Source organism: Shimazuella kribbensis DSM 45090, from assembly GCF_000428065.1.
GTDB lineage: Bacteria > Bacillota > Bacilli > Thermoactinomycetales > Thermoactinomycetaceae > Shimazuella > Shimazuella kribbensis.
Genome location: NZ_ATZF01000015.1, coordinates 63,475 through 79,379, shown reverse-complemented (window position 1 = coordinate 79,379; position 15,905 = coordinate 63,475). Strand labels below are relative to the sequence as shown.

17 protein-coding genes are annotated in these 15,905 nt (G+C 38.9%); 16 read left to right on the top strand and 1 reads right to left on the bottom strand.

All coding sequences use genetic code 11. The features are described from left to right. The first annotated feature begins 406 nt into the window (after positions 1 to 406). From rpsF to A3GQ_RS0118025, 8 genes are all read left to right on the top strand, one after another. The gene (gene rpsF, locus A3GQ_RS0118060) at positions 407 to 697 is read left to right on the top strand and encodes a 30S ribosomal protein S6 (protein WP_028778255.1); all 291 of its coding nucleotides are present in this window, start codon (positions 407 to 409) and stop codon (positions 695 to 697) included. A 39-nt stretch (positions 698 to 736) separates the two neighbouring features. Beyond that, the gene (gene ssb, locus A3GQ_RS0118055; RefSeq protein WP_028778254.1) at positions 737 to 1,201 is read left to right on the top strand and encodes a single-stranded DNA-binding protein; all 465 of its coding nucleotides are present in this window, start codon (positions 737 to 739) and stop codon (positions 1,199 to 1,201) included. Positions 1,202 to 1,240: 39 nt separating this feature from the next. Further along, on the top strand, positions 1,241 to 1,468 hold the full coding sequence (gene rpsR, locus A3GQ_RS0118050; RefSeq protein WP_028778253.1) for a 30S ribosomal protein S18: 228 nt from the start codon (positions 1,241 to 1,243) through the stop codon (positions 1,466 to 1,468). 283 nt (positions 1,469 to 1,751) lie between these two features. Continuing rightward, on the top strand, positions 1,752 to 2,066 hold the full coding sequence (locus A3GQ_RS0118045) for a MazG-like family protein (protein WP_028778252.1): 315 nt from the start codon (positions 1,752 to 1,754) through the stop codon (positions 2,064 to 2,066). Positions 2,067 to 2,421: 355 nt separating this feature from the next. Further along, positions 2,422 to 4,371 (top strand): DHH family phosphoesterase, encoded by a 1,950-nt coding sequence (locus tag A3GQ_RS0118040; RefSeq protein WP_028778251.1) that lies wholly within the window; start codon positions 2,422 to 2,424, stop codon positions 4,369 to 4,371. Between the two features lies 1 nt (position 4,372). Next, complete coding sequence (gene rplI / locus A3GQ_RS0118035) at positions 4,373 to 4,828, top strand: 50S ribosomal protein L9 (RefSeq protein ID WP_028778250.1); 456 nt, start codon at positions 4,373 to 4,375, stop codon at positions 4,826 to 4,828. A gap of 29 nt (positions 4,829 to 4,857) precedes the next feature. Further along, the gene (gene dnaB, locus A3GQ_RS0118030; RefSeq protein WP_028778249.1) at positions 4,858 to 6,195 is read left to right on the top strand and encodes a replicative DNA helicase; all 1,338 of its coding nucleotides are present in this window, start codon (positions 4,858 to 4,860) and stop codon (positions 6,193 to 6,195) included. 115 nt (positions 6,196 to 6,310) lie between these two features. Further along, a complete protein-coding gene (locus A3GQ_RS0118025) occupies positions 6,311 to 7,597 on the top strand; it encodes an adenylosuccinate synthase (RefSeq protein WP_028778248.1) in 1,287 nt (428 codons plus the stop codon). A gap of 66 nt (positions 7,598 to 7,663) precedes the next feature. Here the strand turns inward: A3GQ_RS0118025 and A3GQ_RS0118020 are convergent, their stop codons facing one another. Continuing rightward, positions 7,664 to 8,050 (bottom strand): hypothetical protein, encoded by a 387-nt coding sequence (locus tag A3GQ_RS0118020; protein WP_028778247.1) that lies wholly within the window; start codon positions 8,048 to 8,050, stop codon positions 7,664 to 7,666. 653 nt (positions 8,051 to 8,703) lie between these two features. Between A3GQ_RS0118020 and A3GQ_RS0118015 the strand changes: the two genes are divergently transcribed. The 8 genes from A3GQ_RS0118015 (at position 8,704) to A3GQ_RS0117980 (ending at position 15,699) form a co-directional block, all read left to right on the top strand. Next, positions 8,704 to 8,904 carry a cation transporter gene (locus A3GQ_RS0118015; RefSeq protein WP_028778246.1) on the top strand — a complete coding sequence of 67 codons (201 nt, stop codon included), beginning with the start codon at positions 8,704 to 8,706 and terminating at the stop codon, positions 8,902 to 8,904. 77 nt (positions 8,905 to 8,981) lie between these two features. After that, positions 8,982 to 11,390, top strand: coding sequence for a heavy metal translocating P-type ATPase (locus A3GQ_RS0118010; protein WP_211227745.1), 2,409 nt, complete (start codon positions 8,982 to 8,984; stop codon positions 11,388 to 11,390). 11 nt (positions 11,391 to 11,401) lie between these two features. Further along, entirely contained in the window at positions 11,402 to 11,647 is a 246-nt protein-coding gene (locus tag A3GQ_RS0118005) for a glutaredoxin family protein (RefSeq protein WP_037465455.1), read from the top strand. A 153-nt stretch (positions 11,648 to 11,800) separates the two neighbouring features. Further along, entirely contained in the window at positions 11,801 to 13,213 is a 1,413-nt protein-coding gene (locus A3GQ_RS0118000; RefSeq protein ID WP_028778243.1) for an MFS transporter, read from the top strand. A gap of 222 nt (positions 13,214 to 13,435) precedes the next feature. Continuing rightward, positions 13,436 to 13,639, top strand: a complete 204-nt coding sequence (locus tag A3GQ_RS0117995; RefSeq protein WP_028778242.1) for a copper ion binding protein — start codon at positions 13,436 to 13,438, stop codon at positions 13,637 to 13,639. 63 nt (positions 13,640 to 13,702) lie between these two features. Then, positions 13,703 to 14,569 (top strand): hypothetical protein, encoded by an 867-nt coding sequence (locus A3GQ_RS0117990; RefSeq protein WP_028778241.1) that lies wholly within the window; start codon positions 13,703 to 13,705, stop codon positions 14,567 to 14,569. 43 nt (positions 14,570 to 14,612) lie between these two features. Next, positions 14,613 to 15,239, top strand: a complete 627-nt coding sequence (locus A3GQ_RS0117985) for a nitrite/sulfite reductase domain-containing protein (protein ID WP_028778240.1) — start codon at positions 14,613 to 14,615, stop codon at positions 15,237 to 15,239. A 133-nt stretch (positions 15,240 to 15,372) separates the two neighbouring features. Continuing rightward, positions 15,373 to 15,699, top strand: a complete 327-nt coding sequence (locus A3GQ_RS0117980) for a metal-sensitive transcriptional regulator (RefSeq protein WP_028778239.1) — start codon at positions 15,373 to 15,375, stop codon at positions 15,697 to 15,699. The last annotated feature ends 206 nt before the right edge of the window (positions 15,700 to 15,905 follow it).

Here is a 15,905-nt window from a genome sequence, read left to right as displayed (position 1 = left end):
TTATTTAGGCAAGGACTATAGGATTATAGACAGAAAATAACTTAAATTTCAATAAATAATTTTTTTACAATTTGGAGTGAAATAAGCAATGATGAATCAATAGGTTGTGTACCTAGTCATATAGGAGGAGGACCTTTTCTTTCGATCGAGAAGGGGGTATGTCCAATTGATGTATGGTTGTAAAGTTGAATCAAGTAATCAAATAAAGAATGGGAATAATATTGATATTTTTTAGTGACATGCCTAAACCATAGGTTGCTTTAAATTTATATCTTGAATCCCAAAAACTTGTTCTTATCTTCTTGCTTTTGCTAGAGTCATTTGCTAGAATAGGGTATTGTGTGAGTGTAGCTCACTCCTTGCTCTATGTCATCATAGGGCCGTTAGTCCAAAGGGAGGTGTAAATATGACAAAGTATGAGCTGATGTTTATCGTTCGTCCAGATGTGGATGAAGCTGCTCTTACCTCTGCTCGTGAAAAAGTACAATCGATTGTTACTGATATGGGTGGACAGGTAGAAGAAGTAAAAGATATGGGAAAACGTCGTTTAGCTTATTTGATTGATAACTACCGTGAAGGTTTCTATACCGTTACAACGTTCCAATCAAACTCAGATGCAGTACAAGAAGTTGAACGTGTACTGAACATCAATGACAGTGTTATGAGATATCTGACCATTAATTTGGATCAAAAATAGAGAAAAAACCGATCATCATGCAAAAGGGAGAGGTTGCTAGTGCTTAATAGGGTCGTACTAGTTGGTAGACTGACACGTGATCCTGAACTTCGATATGCTAAAAACGGAGTTGCTGTTGCTAAATTTACGCTTGCAGTAGATCGTAATTATACCAACCAACAGGGAGAACGTGAAACGGATTTTATTTTCATTTCTGTATGGCGAGGTCTCGCCGAAAATTGTGCCAAGTACACACGTAAAGGCTCTTTAGTTGCCCTAGAGGGTCGTTTGCAAGTCAGTAGCTATGAGAATCAAGAAGGACGTACGGTTTGGACTACGGAAGTAGTTGCAGATCACGTTAAATTCTTGGATTCGAGAAATAGTCAAAACAGTGATAATAACTTTGGCGATAACAATATGGGCTATAACAACAACCAAAACCAACAGAAAAAACAGTCCAACCAAGACCCATTTCAAAGCGTAGGTAAACCAATCGATCTGTCTGATGATGATCTTCCTTTTTAATAAAAAGCGGAAATCCAATCAAAAAAGGAGGGACCCAAGATGGCTCGTCGTCGTGGACATAAGCGTCGTAAAGTTTGTTTCTTTACAGTAAACAAAATTTCGTACATCGATTACAAAGATGTGGACTTGCTTCGTAAATTTGTAAGCGAACGTGGTAAGATTTTGCCTCGTCGTGTAACAGGAACCAGCTCCAAATACCAACGCCAGTTGACACATGCAATCAAGCGTGCACGTCAAATGGCATTGCTTGCATACACCAACGACTAGGAAATCGAAAACTGCCGGCCATATGGTCAGCAGTTTTTTCTTTCTCTATGATTTTAATACCTTCCGTATCTAGATAAATAAATGAATCATATATGTAGTAGCTTTAGATGTAAAATCAACCCTATCTTGCTGTAACATACGAACAGAGGTATCTATATTAAATTCAAATGAGTTTTTCAGGAATGAAAGAACAATTTATTTCGTAATTAACCCCATGAATCGCTTAATTAGGAAGGAATTCCCATCTGTTTTGTGGAAATCTCTCAAGACAGGAGGGATGAGAGTGTCTCGACCAGAACGGGGTATGCAATTCGCGAAAAACATTCGTGTGATAGATTGGTTGAAAACAGAAGTGTTGGATCAGATATCTAATTTATTTAAAGGTTTGCACCATGCAAATCAAAATATGATAATAGATAGTTTATCTAGTTTACTTGTTACCATCTATGTACTAGCTCGTAGAATGGGTTTACCATTTCGTGAATTAGACCAGGCAGTAACAACAAAACTACGCGAACACGTATCAGAAGGGCACCAATTAGAACAATGGTATGGAGATCTTTCTACGTTAGATGATTATTTGACAAAAAAACGCTGATTTGACTTTGTAAATAGGTTGGTTATTCAAAATATTACCACCTAGAATTTCGAGCCTTCCATTTCGTATTTTCACTCCATCTCATGATTTAACACTTTGTCTTTATTGTTTTTCGGAACATGAAAGCATATTTTTTTACAAATCATTAGGCAAAGCGTGATAAGTATATAGGAATATTGATATAGTATTGGAGTTTAATCCTATTATTTCCCACCATCAATATGAAACTATGGTTTTTTCTGCTCGGAATGTCATAAAGTTTTTTCGGTGATAGTTGATCAGACGTATATCTGGGGTAGAATATACATATATAGTTCCATGGATATCTCATTTATCCGTTGGTGAGGGAATATAAATGCCGAAATTCGTAATTGCTAGATGGCGTGGACTAATTTTGGTCTGCGTTGTATTGTGGATAGCTTGGACCAGCTATTTGTGGTGGAAAGATAGTTGGTTGATGATGTTTTTAGTCGCCATAAGTTTTGTTATTCTAGTAACAGGCATATTTATTGTGGAATCGATTTTTCAACGACAATTCCGCTGCTATTCCAGAAACTTAGTCGATCAATTGGATCATTCCAGCGAGTTAGCATTGACTGAGTTGCCTATTGGGGTATTTCTTTATGATCAAGAAAATAAGATCGTCTGGCATAATTCATTTATTCAAGATATGTTCGGTGATAAAGATCTCATTGACCAATCTGTTTCAGATATTTTTCCCACCCCAGAAACTCCAGCAGGATCTTTTTCACTCATCATGGGTAATCGTTCCTATCAATTTACCCATTATACCGAACATCGCTTATATATGATACAAGATGTCACTCCGCTTGCGACTATGCATAAGCGTATTGAACTAGAGAGAACGGTCCTAGGCTTCTTACAGTTGGATAATTACGATGAAGCTGGACAAGGGTTATCTGATCAAGAAGAGGCAGAGCTGCAGGCAAATATCTTGAATACGATAACTACGTGGGCAAAACGGTATGATATAGCCCTTAAACGAATCGATACAGATAAGATGTTTGTTGTTACGAATCAACAAACATTGGAAGAATTAATTCAAAATCGATTTGATATTTTAGATTTGGTGAGAGAACAAACGAGGCAACATAAGATACCTATCACGCTAAGCATTGGAATTACCAACGTAGGGATTAATATGGTCGATCGTTCTAATCATGCTCAAGCTGCACTACAAGTAGCTCTGGCACGTGGTGGAGATCAAGCAGCAGTGCAAGGTAAGGAACGAGTGAAGTTTTTTGGAGGTAAAACCAATGCAATGGAGAAAAGGACACGTGTCCGTGCCCGTGTTATTTCTGGTTCGCTTGGCAAACTGATAGATGATAGTAAACAGGTATTGGTAATGGGACACAAAGATCCTGATATGGATGCTTTAGGTGCAGCCATTGGTATGCTTCGTTTTGCGTCTTTGCATGATCGGCCTGCTTTTATGGTAGTAGATCAACCAGATATGACAACACAACGCTTGATGAGAGAATTAGAACAGCATGTTTTGGGGGAAAACTTAGTTACAGCTTCAGAGGCATTAGAAATAATCGAAGAGCCTGGAACGTTGTTGATTTTAGTTGATACCAATAAACCTTCTTTTGTGGTAGAACCAGAAGTAGTAAAACGAGCAGAAAAAATCGTTGTCATAGACCACCATCGACGCGGCGAAGATTATGTAGAGGATGCAGTGATTAGTTACATTGAACCATATGCTTCTTCCACTTGTGAATTGGTAACAGAGCTACTCCAATATCAAGATGATTTGACTTTAGATCCCTTGGAATCAACAGCTTTACTAGCAGGAATAGTGGTAGATACCAAAAATTTCACAGCACGTGCAGGTTCACGGACATTTGAAGCTGCTTCCTTTTTAAGAAGACATGGCGCAGATCTGTTCATGGTGCAATCTTTATTGCGTGAAGATTTAACTTCACTAATGAACCGATCAGAGTTATTACAACATACCAAAACCGTTTTAGGCCGGTATGCACTAGTAGTTGGAGAAGAAGAGAAACACTATGATCAAATTACGATTGCGCAAACTGCGGATGCGCTGGTCAATTTACATGGTGTAGAAGCCTCATTTGTCATCGCGCGTAGAGATGAAAAAATGGTTGCTATTAGTGCGAGATCAGCAGGCAAATTAAATGTACAGGTTATCATGGAAGAGATGGGTGGCGGAGGTCACCTAACAAATGCAGCTTGTCAATTAAAAGGTGTTAGTTTGGAACAGGCAGAGGTAAAACTAATATCACATCTAGAAGATATGCTAAACAACGAGGGGGAGACGTAAGATGAGAGTAATTTTATTACAAGATGTAAAAGGAACTGGGAAAAAAGGGGATGTCAAAGAAGTAGCAGAGGGTTACGGACGTAATTTTCTTCTTCCACGTAATTTAGCAGTAGAAGCTTCTGGTGGAAATTTGAATTCCTTAAAAGAACAGCAACGATTAGATGGGGAACGGAAAAAACAAGAGTTGGCAACTGCAACAGAATTAGGAGAGAAAATCGCTGATCATACTTTACAGATCGAATCAAAAGCTGGTAAGGATGGGCGATTATTTGGAGCAGTAACTTCTAAACAGATTAGCAAAGCTTTTAAAGATACCTTTCAGATAGAAATCGATAAGAAAAAAATCGCCTTAAAAGAGCCAATTAAACATGCTGGTTTTGTAAAAATTCCAGTCAAACTGCATCCAAAAGTAACTACTACCCTGACAGTCCAAATCGTGGTTGTGGAAGGAAAATAATGAGGGGTATCTTAAGGGGTACTGATTAAATGAATGAGTTGATAACAGACCGTTTACCTCCTCAAAATATAGAGGCGGAGCAAGCTGTCCTTGGTGCAATTCTTCTTAATCCTGATATCCTCACCAATGTAAATGAAAGTATTCGGGCAGAAGATTTTTATCGTCAAGGCCATCAAAGACTTTTTCAAGTGATGAACGAGTTAGCAGAGAAACGCGAACCGATCGATCTAGTTACACTAACTGCTTTACTTCAAGATAAAAATTTGTTGGAAGAAGTAGGGGGAGTTAGCTATTTGACGGAAATAGCCGCACTTGTCCCTGCTATTTCCAATGTAGATTACTATGCAAAAATCGTGGAGACCAAATCCATGCAACGTAATCTCATACGGACTGCCTCGGAGATTATAGGGGATGCCTATACTAGCGAAGAAGATATTTCTGGTATTATGGAATCTGCTGAAAAAAGAATTTTAGATATTGCCAAGAGACGTATCAAAGGATCTTTTGCAGCTATTAAAGATGTATTGGTAGAGTCTTATGAACAGATAGAATCCCTTCATTACAACAAAGGTGGATTAAAAGGATTATCCACAGGCTTTATTGATTTGGATAAGATGACTTCGGGATTCCAAAAATCAGATTTGATCATTGTAGCTGCTCGTCCTAGTATGGGAAAAACTGCATTTGCTTTGAATGTTGCTCAAAATGTAGCACTTCGTACAGGAGAGACCGTAGCTATTTTTAGTTTGGAGATGTCATCTGCTCAACTTGTGTTGAGGATGATTGCTTCAGAAGGAAATATTGATGCACAAGCATTTCGTACTGGTAATTTAAATGAGGAAGATTGGGAAAAACTAACGATGTCCATTGGTACTTTGAGTGAAGCGTCTATTTTTATTGATGACACACCAGGTATCACTATTTTTGATATTCGTGCCAAACTTCGTCGATTACAAGCAGAACATGGCCTTGGTTTGGTAATGATTGACTATCTCCAGTTGATATCAGGCAGGGGTGTCGACAGTCGACAACAGGAAATATCGGAAATTTCCCGTTCACTCAAATTAATGGCTAGGGAATTCAATGTTCCGATCATCGCGTTATCTCAGTTGTCTCGTGCAGTGGAGCAAAGACAGGACAAGCGCCCAATGTTATCCGATCTCCGGGAATCTGGTTCCATCGAGCAAGATGCAGATATGGTAGCTTTCTTATATCGTGATGATTATTATAATGAAGAATCAGAGAAAAAGAATATAGCCGAAATTATTATCGGTAAACAGAGAAATGGGCCGGTTGGAAGAGTAGAGTTACTGTTCTTGAAAAACTATAACAAATTTTTATCGCTGGAAATCCGCCCACCTAAATAACGAATATATTGCCATTTTTTTTGGTGAATGTTCGTTTTTTATTTGACATGGCTTGGATCTACCTATAGAATGTACATGGTTTTAAATGAAAATGATAGCACCCTGGAGGGATTATATGTCTACCGTAGTCGTCGTTGGAACCCAGTGGGGAGACGAAGGAAAAGGCAAAATAACCGATTTTTTAGCAGAGAAAGCAGAAACTGTAGCAAGATACCAAGGTGGCAACAATGCAGGACATACAATCGTGTTTGGTGGGACACGATACAAACTGCATCTGATTCCCTCTGGGATATTTTACGGGGATAAGAAATGCGTGTTAGGGAATGGGATGGTTATTCATCCACTCGCATTAGTAGAAGAATTGGACTATCTAGAAAAGCATAATGTAAATCTCGACAATTTACGTATCTCTGATCGTGCACATTTGATCATGCCATATCATATCAAATTGGATTTAGCAGAAGAAGCACAAAAAGGTACAGATAAAATTGGTACGACAGGAAAAGGGATCGGACCAGCTTATATGGATAAAGCTGCACGTGTTGGCATCAGAGTAGCTGATTTGTTAACACCTGATGTTTTTGCCGATAAATTGCGTCGTAACCTAGAACAGAAAAACCGTTTGTTGGAACAACTTTATCATACAGAAGGTCTACAGTTTGAAGAAATCTATGATACCTATATGGCAATTGTAGATCGTATTCGTCCTTATATTACGGATACATCTGTCTTTTTAAATAATGCTATTGATCAAGGAAGAAGAGTTTTGTTTGAAGGTGCTCAAGGGGTTATGCTGGATATCGATCAAGGTACCTATCCGTTTGTAACATCTTCAAATCCAGTAGCTGGTGGGGTATGTATTGGTTCTGGTGTTGGTCCTACCAAAATCCATCAAGTGATTGGTGTAGCGAAATCCTATACCTCACGTGTTGGTGATGGTCCTTTCCCTACTGAGTTAAACGATGAAATAGGGAATCGTATTCGTGAGGTGGGTCGTGAGTATGGTACCACTACTGGTCGACCACGTCGTGTAGGTTGGTTTGATTCCGTTGTCGTACGGCATGCACGCCGTGTTAGTGGGATCACAGGTTTATCCCTTAATTCGTTAGATGTATTAACAGGATTGCCAACCGTTAAGATTTGTACTGCATACCATTACAAAGGGAAGATCATGGAAAATTATCCTGCTGATCTCAGTATCTTGGCGGATTGTGAACCTGTTTTTGAAGAGCTCCCTGGTTGGACAGAAGATATTACTGGTGCATGTTCCTTGAACGAATTGCCTCTTGCAACACAGCACTATATTGAAAGAATTACTCAATTAACAGGTATTCCATTGACTATTTTCTCTGTAGGTCCTGATCGTGACCAAACGATTCAAGTTAGACCTGTATATGTTTAATAATAAAGCTCCTCTGATAAATGAGTCAGAGGAGCTTTATTATTTTTTTCCCATTAACGAATTTCATTAGCTTTCGATGGACACTTGTGCATTACATTTATCATCATTGAATGGATTGGAATCATCACAATACAATTTCACTTTGTATGTGCTGTATACTTTGTTTAAGTGAACGAAATAACTTCCTTTATCATACATGGTATGTTTTTTTACAACTTTCCCATTTTTTGTATCGATCACTTCTATGGTTACATCGATATTATTATGATTGTCTAAGTAAACAGAAACTTTATTTTCTGAGTTGGCTTGAACAGAACCTGTTGTACACTTGTTATTTCCTCCATTAATGCTACAACTAGTAGAAGCTGCAGAAGCAATATTGAATTGAACCACAAAAGCAAAAATGAAAGTTAAACAACCCAATCCAAAACTCATAATCCCTTTTTTCATCATTAACCCATTCACCATCCGATTGCATGTAGTTTATCTTTTTGGACATTTATCCAAGGGTTATTGTACAATATTAATTTTTTTCATACTGTTACATTTTTAGGCATATACATTCTCTTTGTTTAAAATATAAACTCCTTTTCTGTAAGAAAAAGACAGATGATGTAAGTTTCATCTTATCATTAGATATTGCTTGATTGAGCTGGTCATTTCTTTGTTTGATCTAAGGCATTTATTCGTACGAATAGGTCAGGAAAAAGTTTCAACTTAAAGGAAGTGGCATTGTTGACACAGCAATTACAATCAATGGTGTTTCTGTATATTAATCCTAGATATCCCGTTTTCTAGTGCGAAGATGTTAGATTTTTTGAGTAATCTAGTGTGTATATTTCACTTGGGATTATTTTTTATTTTGTATACAAACACCCTTATAAACAAGGGTTTTATCACTTTCGAAAGGGCTTCATTGTACTCGATATATTTTAAACAAAAAAAATTATTAAAAAAACACTTTACATAGGATCGGGGGGTATGCTATATTCTTAATCAAGAAGAGGAAAGCAATCATGAAGGAAGTAACAATTATACAGTTGATCGAAATAAAAGATAGAATGTAAACAAAAAAAGAGAGAAAATATCGTTGGAGGTAGAAGATAATGAGTAAAAAGGAATTGATTGTAAACGGAATGGGCTCTCAGCATTGCGCAATGATCGTAAAAGGAGCCTTGAAACCATTGGCTACAAAGATAGAAATCGACCTATCTGCAAAAAGAGTGACAGTAGAATATAAGGAAGGGCAAGTAAGTTTGGATACGATTCGAGAAGCGATTGAAGAACAAGGTTACGAAGTAGTGTAGAATGATACCCTATAGGGGTAAAAAATTTTAAGTGTATTATACCCCTATAGGGTATAAAGGTGAAAGGAGTACCCATCATGGAAATGCAGCAAAAGATGAAAATTACAGGTATGACTTGTGCGGCTTGTGCCAATAGGATTGAAAAAGGTCTGAAGAAAGTACAAGGGGTATCAGATGCAAATGTAAACTTTGCATTAGAAACCGCAACGGTTTCTTATGATGCAGCTCAAACAGATGTGAATGAATTGGAAGCCAAAATTTCTTCTCTTGGATATGGAACGGTCAAAGAAACAGTAGAGCTCAAACTAACAGGTATGACCTGTGCGGCTTGTGCTAATCGGATAGAAAAAGGGTTGAATAAACTTCCTGGTGTATCCAAAGCTACAGTTAACTTTGCTTTGGAAACGGCCCACGTGGAGTATTCGCCCAGTGAAGTCCAAACAAAAGACATGATTCAAAAAGTCGAAAAGATCGGATACAAAGCACAGCTCAAAGAAGCAGCAGGAAATGACACCGATCACCGGCAAAAAGAAATAAAAAAACAAACCCGCAAATTTATTGTATCCGGTTTGTTATCCTTGCCCTTACTATGGGCGATGGTCAGTCACTTTTCGTTCACTTCGTTTATCTGGTTACCTGACATCTTTATGAACCCATGGTTCCAATTGGTATTAGCTACTCCCGTGCAATTTATCATTGGTGGGCATTTCTATGTAGGAGCATACAAAGCGCTGCGAAACAAAAGTGCAAACATGGACGTGTTGGTCGCACTGGGTACCTCGGCTGCTTATTTCTATAGTTTGTACTTGACCCTTACGAGTATCGGTCAAGGAGGACATCACCAAGTCGAATTGTATTATGAAACAAGTGCTGTCTTGATCACTCTTATCATTTTAGGAAAATTGTTTGAAGCCCGGGCAAAAGGCCGCTCTTCCGAAGCGATCAAGAAACTCATGGGATTGCAAGCGAAAACTGCCTTGATCATACGTGACGGACAAGAAGTCCAAGTTCCGATTGAAGAAGTAGTTACAGGAGATGTGCTGATCGTCAAACCAGGAGAAAAGATTCCTGTAGACGGTGAAGTCGTAGAAGGAACCTCCGCAGTAGATGAATCCATGTTAACCGGAGAAAGCATTCCAATTGAAAAACGGATTGGTGACGCAGTGATCGGTGCGACTATCAATAAAAATGGTCGTCTAATGGTGAAAGCAACCAAGGTAGGGAAAGATACAGCACTTGCACAAATCATTCAAGTAGTAGAAGAAGCACAAGGTTCCAAAGCTCCTATTCAACGGGTAGCAGACCAAATCTCAGGAGTATTTGTACCAATTGTTGTGGGTATAGCCTTGATTACCTTTCTGATCTGGTATTTCGTTGTTGCGCCAGGAGAGTTTGCTAGTGCTCTAGAAAAAGCCATTGCCGTTCTCGTTATTGCGTGCCCTTGTGCTCTTGGATTGGCAACTCCTACCTCGATCATGGCAGGATCTGGCCGAGCAGCAGAGTGGGGCGTCTTGTTCAAAGGCGGGGAACACCTGGAATCAACGCACCAAATCAATACCGTTGTATTGGATAAAACCGGAACCATCACCAACGGAAAACCTGTATTGACCGATGTGCTGGTAGCTGCAGGTATGGATGAAATCAGTTTCTTGACATGGGTGGGGGCAGCAGAAAAAAACTCCGAACACCCCTTGGCAGAAGCGATTGTTGAAGGTGTGAAAGGGAAAGGTATAGCAATGCCAGATACGGAGGAATTCGAAGCCATTCCTGGTTACGGTATTCGTGCGGTGATCGATAAGAAAGAACTGTTAGTAGGAACAAGAAAACTTATGGCAAAACACCACATTGATGTTGCTGCAGTCGAATCAGTGATGGCTGAGCTCGAAGAATCTGGAAAAACCGCAATGTTAGTAGCGATTGATGGTCAGTATGCAGGATTGGTAGCGGTGGCGGATACTGTGAAAGATACATCCCAAGAAGCGATTCGTCGCTTGAAAGAACTTGGTTTAGAAGTAATTATGATTACTGGTGACAATACAAGGACAGCTGGGGCGATTGGACAAGAAGTGGGAGTGGATCGTGTTTTAGCTGAAGTATTACCAGAAGGAAAAGCGGATGAAGTGAAAAAGCTACAAGCAGAAGGTAAGAAAGTAGCAATGGTCGGAGATGGCATCAACGACGCTCCAGCTCTGGCAACAGCAGATATTGGGATGGCGATTGGTACAGGTACCGATGTCGCGATGGAAGCCGCAGATGTCACATTAATGCGAGGCGATTTAACCAGTATTGCGGATGCGATTTTTATGAGTCGTAAAACGATGCACAACATTAAGCAGAACCTATTTTGGGCACTAGCCTACAACGTAATTGGAATCCCTATTGCTGCCCTCGGTTTCTTAGCACCTTGGTTAGCAGGTGCAGCTATGGCTCTAAGTTCTGTGTCTGTTGTACTCAACGCTTTGCGTCTACAACGAGTCAAACGATAAGGGAGAAAAAAATGGAACAACAAAACATCGTGATTTATACCATTCCTACATGTTCCGATTGCCATGATGCAAAACGATTTTTCCAAGAAAGTGGAGTAACTTATTTGGAGAAAGACTGTACGACTGATGCCAATTATCCTCAGGAGGTATTTGACCTCACTGGAAAACAAGTTGTACCAACCATTGTCTTAGAGGATCAAGTCTTTATTGGATTTTCCAATAACTATGAAAAAATTGTTTCTATACTCAAAAATTAAAACGTGAGACGATCCTAGGTTTACAGGGAGGATGTTCCGAAGAGGAGACAACTCCCTACTTTTTCTTTATTCTATATAGGGTAGGGCAGTATACTAAAAAATAATGAGTTCGCTTTAAAAAAGAAACATTAAAAACAGAAAGCAGGTATAAAAATGGCAACACAAAATGTATCTTTTCCAGATCCACGACGTTGGAAAGCATTGTTTTTATTGGCATTGGCACAGTTCATCGTTATTATGGACACATCTATCATTGGAGTAGCCCTGCCAGCTATTAAAGAAGCACTCGGCTATACACAGAGTAGCTTGCAATGGGTATTCAATGCGTATGTAGTTGTCTTTGGAGGTTTACTTTTATTAGGTGGTCGATTGTCTGACTTATTTGGTCAAAGAAGAATGTTTATGTTAGGATTTACGATCTTATCATTAGGATCTTTGTTAGCAGGTTTGGCATGGTCTGAAGCATCAATGAATATCGGCCGTGCTGTTCAGGGATTAGGTTCAGCGTTTATTGCTCCAGCAGCTCTTACGATTTTGATGCACTTGTTTGGGGGTCAACCAAAAGAATTGACAAAAGCCTTAGGTGTTTGGGGCGCTTCCGCAGCAGCAGGTGGTACAGCAGGTGTATTTTTCGGAGGAGTTATCACCGAATGGTTGAGCTGGAACTGGGTATTCCTTATTAATATCCCAATCGGTATTTTTGCTATCATTTTTAGTAAGATGGTCTTCCCTGTAGGAACTCGTCGTAAGGGAAGCGTAGATATCGCAGGAGCTCTTGCAATTACTGCCTCACTTATTATTGCTGTATATGCGATCGTGTCTGCCGAACATGTTGGTTGGGGATCTACCCAAACCATTGGACTTTTGATCGTAGCAGCCATCCTACTTATCGTATTTTTAGTCATGCAATCCAAAAAGAGAGAGCCGCTTGTACCATTACACATATTCAAAGCACCAAACCTATTAGCTGGAAATATAGCGCTAGTATTGCTAGCAGGTTCTTGGATTCCCCTTTGGTTCTATCTCAATCTTTATTTGCAACAAGTACTTAAATTTACTGCATTTGCTGGAGGATTAGCACTTGTTCCGATGACTGTGCTCATCATGATCTTAATGGTTGGCGTTACTGGTCGATTGGTACAACGTTTTGGAATGAAAATAAATATTATCGTGGGTATGCTATTGCTCGCTGTGTCCTTGTTCTTATTTGCTACTACCACACCAACAGATGGGGACTTTGTCACAAATGTATTACCTGCATCTTTACTTGGAGCATTGGGAATGTCGCTCGCTTATATTCCTGCAACCATGGCTTCGATGGCAGGGGCAAAACCAGAGGAAACAGGATTAGCGTCAGGAATCTCTAATACTAGTTATCAAATTGGTTCTGCTCTAGGTCTAGCAGCGATCGTAGCAGTGGCTGCAACTTGGACACAAAGTCAATCAAACCAAGGTGTGGAGCAAGTAATAGCTCTAAATATTGGATTCCATGCAGCATTTATGGGGGCCGCAATCATTGCCCTTATTGGAGCAATCCTATCCTTACTATTTTTGCGAAAATCCTAACTTCATAACAAAACCCATCTAGATTAACTCTAGATGGGTCCCCCATAACCTCAGACAAAAAAGTGCACCAAAATTAAATTTCATTTTTCTACTTGACTAATATAGTATAGGGGGGTATACTAAAAATCAAGATTAGGAATTGCAACCTATGAACTATGTATTCAAAAAAAGAAATGAATTTACTAATCCAATAAAACTAAGGATGAAGGGGAGAGTAGAACGATGCAAAACGTAACATTGAAGGTTGAGGGTATGAGTTGTAATCATTGTGTAGTATCCATTGAAGGGGCTTTACGTGAGATTGGTTCAAAAGGAAAAGTGGATTTAGCTAGTGACACAGTGGCAGTAGAATATAATGATGCAACAGTATCTCTGGATCAAATCAAAGAAACGATTGAAGATCAAGGATATGATGTAATCTCATAAAAAATGGAGCAAGCAAAACAATTTTTAAATAACAACATTGATCAAAAAGAGAGAGGTTATATCATGAAACAAATTATTGGAATCGTCGTTTTAAGTGCAGCTCTATTAACAGCATGTAACAATGCACAACCAGAAAATCCATCGCACAGTAATCACAATCAAAAACAAAGTGAAAATCATAGTAACCATAATCAAAAAGAAGGTCCAGAGCATAGTAATCATGCTGGAAACCATGACGAACAAGGAGCAAAAGTAACCTATACATTTAAAGAAGGTAAGGCTCAAGCTAACCAAAATGCCACTGTCCAAATAAAGTTGCAGGATCAAGCAGGTAAACCAATTGAAAAACTGGATATCTCCCATGAAAAGAAATTACATTTGATTGCAGTTAGTAAGGACCTAAGTTACTTTAGCCATATTCATCCAGAGATGGTAGGTAAGGGACAATTTGAGATTCAGACCAAATTTCCAGCAGGTGGGGAATACAAACTTTTCTCCGATTTTGTACCTACAGGCGGTAGTTCGACTACCAAAAGCGACTGGATTAAAGTAGAGGGAAAACCAGCTCCCACTGTCCCGATTCAACCTGAGAGCAAATTAACGAAAGCAGTAGATGGGAAAGAGATTACACTAGCCATTGATAAGCTACAAGCAGGCAAAGAGACAATGTTGAATTTTAACATCAAAGATGAAAAGAGCAAGAATCCTATTACTGATTTAGAGCAATATTTAGGTGCAGTAGGTCACGTTGTAATCTTAGATAAGGATGCAAAAGAGTATTTACACGTTCATCCTATGGAAGAAAAAGCAAAGGGACCTGATGCGAAATTTATGACTACCTTTCCTAAGAGTGGGATCTACAAAATATGGGGACAATTCAAACACAAAAATGAGGTCATTACTGTACCTTTTGTCGTAAATGTTCCTTAAAGCATTTTGCATCAAGCCACTTTTGATAGAAAGGGTGTAAGAGATGGGGATAAAAAAGTTTGCGGTAACACCCGGTTTTGAGGTTGGGGGATTTCTGTTCAGCCCAGAGCAATTGGCGACACTAGGTTCCATTGTTGGAGAAGATGCCAAAATCGAAATGACAAACTTCGGCCAACTGTATGTCGCAATGGATGAACATCGCATAGACGATGTTAAAGAGCAGTTACGTAAAACAGGATTGAGAATTCAACCTACTGGTTTCTATAGTAAAAATCTCATAGCGTGTAACTTCTGTAGAGGTGCAGAAGAAGCAGGTTTGGAAGTAGCCAAAACATTGGATAAGGCAATCTCAGGGCATGAAACCCCGAGTCCACTAAAGATTGGCTATGCAGGATGTGCTTTGGGAACAAGCGAGCCATTGCTCAAAGATATCGCGGTCATAAAAATGAGAAATTCATTTGACATCTATGTAGGGGGAGAACCCAAAGGGTTGAAAGCAGCTCTCGGACAGCAACTTATGTCTGGATTAAACGAGAATCAATTGATACCGATTGTTATGACCTTGATCAAGTATTACCAAGATAACGGAAAGAAGAAAGAAAAATTTTCGAAATTTGTCAAACGAGTGACAATAGACAAATTAAGAGAAGCAGTAGAACAAATGGATTAAGTAACCATCATTTTCTTTGAATGATATCAACATGTTGTCTATATGCAAAGGATTGCTATGTTATTTTTCCTTATGCTATTATTTATAGGGTAGGGGACTATATTAAATTTAATGCTTAGGAGGAGAAAATCGAATGAATAATCAAGCAGAAGTACTTACTCCAGATTGTTGTGATACACATGAGCGCAAGAGTCACCATTCCGATACAGTAAAGAAAAATCTAGTAAATAGACTGAATAGAATTGAAGGGCAAGTACGTGGCGTAAAAGGAATGATAGAAAGAGATACGTATTGTGATGATGTATTAAATCAAATCTCTTCTATTCAATCTTCTTTAAACAGTGTAGGAAAACTCCTTTTGGAACACCATCTGAAAGGTTGCGTCATTGATCGCTTCCAAGAAGGGGACAAAGAAGTAATCGATGAGCTTTTAGTCACTTTGCATAAATTAATGAAGTAACGAGAGGTTGAGTTTGAGTTACCTCTTAAAAAAATAGTAATCTTTATGCATGTTTACGATATTGGAAAATGGTTAAGTATCTTGTAAAATTGTTTTGAATTGCAGTATAATTAGTCTTAGCTTGCACAGGGATTCATCACACACCACGATAAAGTGTTTAAGTATATCTTAAACATTATATCGTGGTGTGTGGATTCCTTATTGCG

Bases quoted from the DNA above. Each gene is read 5' to 3' on its own strand.
- rpsF (WP_028778255.1), top strand. From the start codon at position 407: ATGACAAAGTATGAGCTGATGTTTATCGTTCGTCCAGATGTGGATGAA.
- rpsR (WP_028778253.1), top strand. From the start codon at position 1,241: ATGGCTCGTCGTCGTGGACATAAGCGTCGTAAAGTTTGTTTCTTTACA.
- A3GQ_RS0118040 (WP_028778251.1), top strand. From the start codon at position 2,422: ATGCCGAAATTCGTAATTGCTAGATGGCGTGGACTAATTTTGGTCTGC.
- rplI (WP_028778250.1), top strand. From the start codon at position 4,373: ATGAGAGTAATTTTATTACAAGATGTAAAAGGAACTGGGAAAAAAGGG.
- dnaB (WP_028778249.1), top strand. From the start codon at position 4,858: ATGAATGAGTTGATAACAGACCGTTTACCTCCTCAAAATATAGAGGCG.
- A3GQ_RS0118025 (WP_028778248.1), top strand. From the start codon at position 6,311: ATGTCTACCGTAGTCGTCGTTGGAACCCAGTGGGGAGACGAAGGAAAA.
- A3GQ_RS0118020 (WP_028778247.1), bottom strand. From the start codon at position 8,050: ATGATGAAAAAAGGGATTATGAGTTTTGGATTGGGTTGTTTAACTTTC.
- A3GQ_RS0118015 (WP_028778246.1), top strand. From the start codon at position 8,704: ATGAGTAAAAAGGAATTGATTGTAAACGGAATGGGCTCTCAGCATTGC.
- A3GQ_RS0118010 (WP_211227745.1), top strand. From the start codon at position 8,982: ATGGAAATGCAGCAAAAGATGAAAATTACAGGTATGACTTGTGCGGCT.
- A3GQ_RS0118005 (WP_037465455.1), top strand. From the start codon at position 11,402: ATGGAACAACAAAACATCGTGATTTATACCATTCCTACATGTTCCGAT.
- A3GQ_RS0118000 (WP_028778243.1), top strand. From the start codon at position 11,801: ATGGCAACACAAAATGTATCTTTTCCAGATCCACGACGTTGGAAAGCA.
- A3GQ_RS0117995 (WP_028778242.1), top strand. From the start codon at position 13,436: ATGCAAAACGTAACATTGAAGGTTGAGGGTATGAGTTGTAATCATTGT.
- A3GQ_RS0117990 (WP_028778241.1), top strand. From the start codon at position 13,703: ATGAAACAAATTATTGGAATCGTCGTTTTAAGTGCAGCTCTATTAACA.
- A3GQ_RS0117985 (WP_028778240.1), top strand. From the start codon at position 14,613: ATGGGGATAAAAAAGTTTGCGGTAACACCCGGTTTTGAGGTTGGGGGA.
- A3GQ_RS0117980 (WP_028778239.1), top strand. From the start codon at position 15,373: ATGAATAATCAAGCAGAAGTACTTACTCCAGATTGTTGTGATACACAT.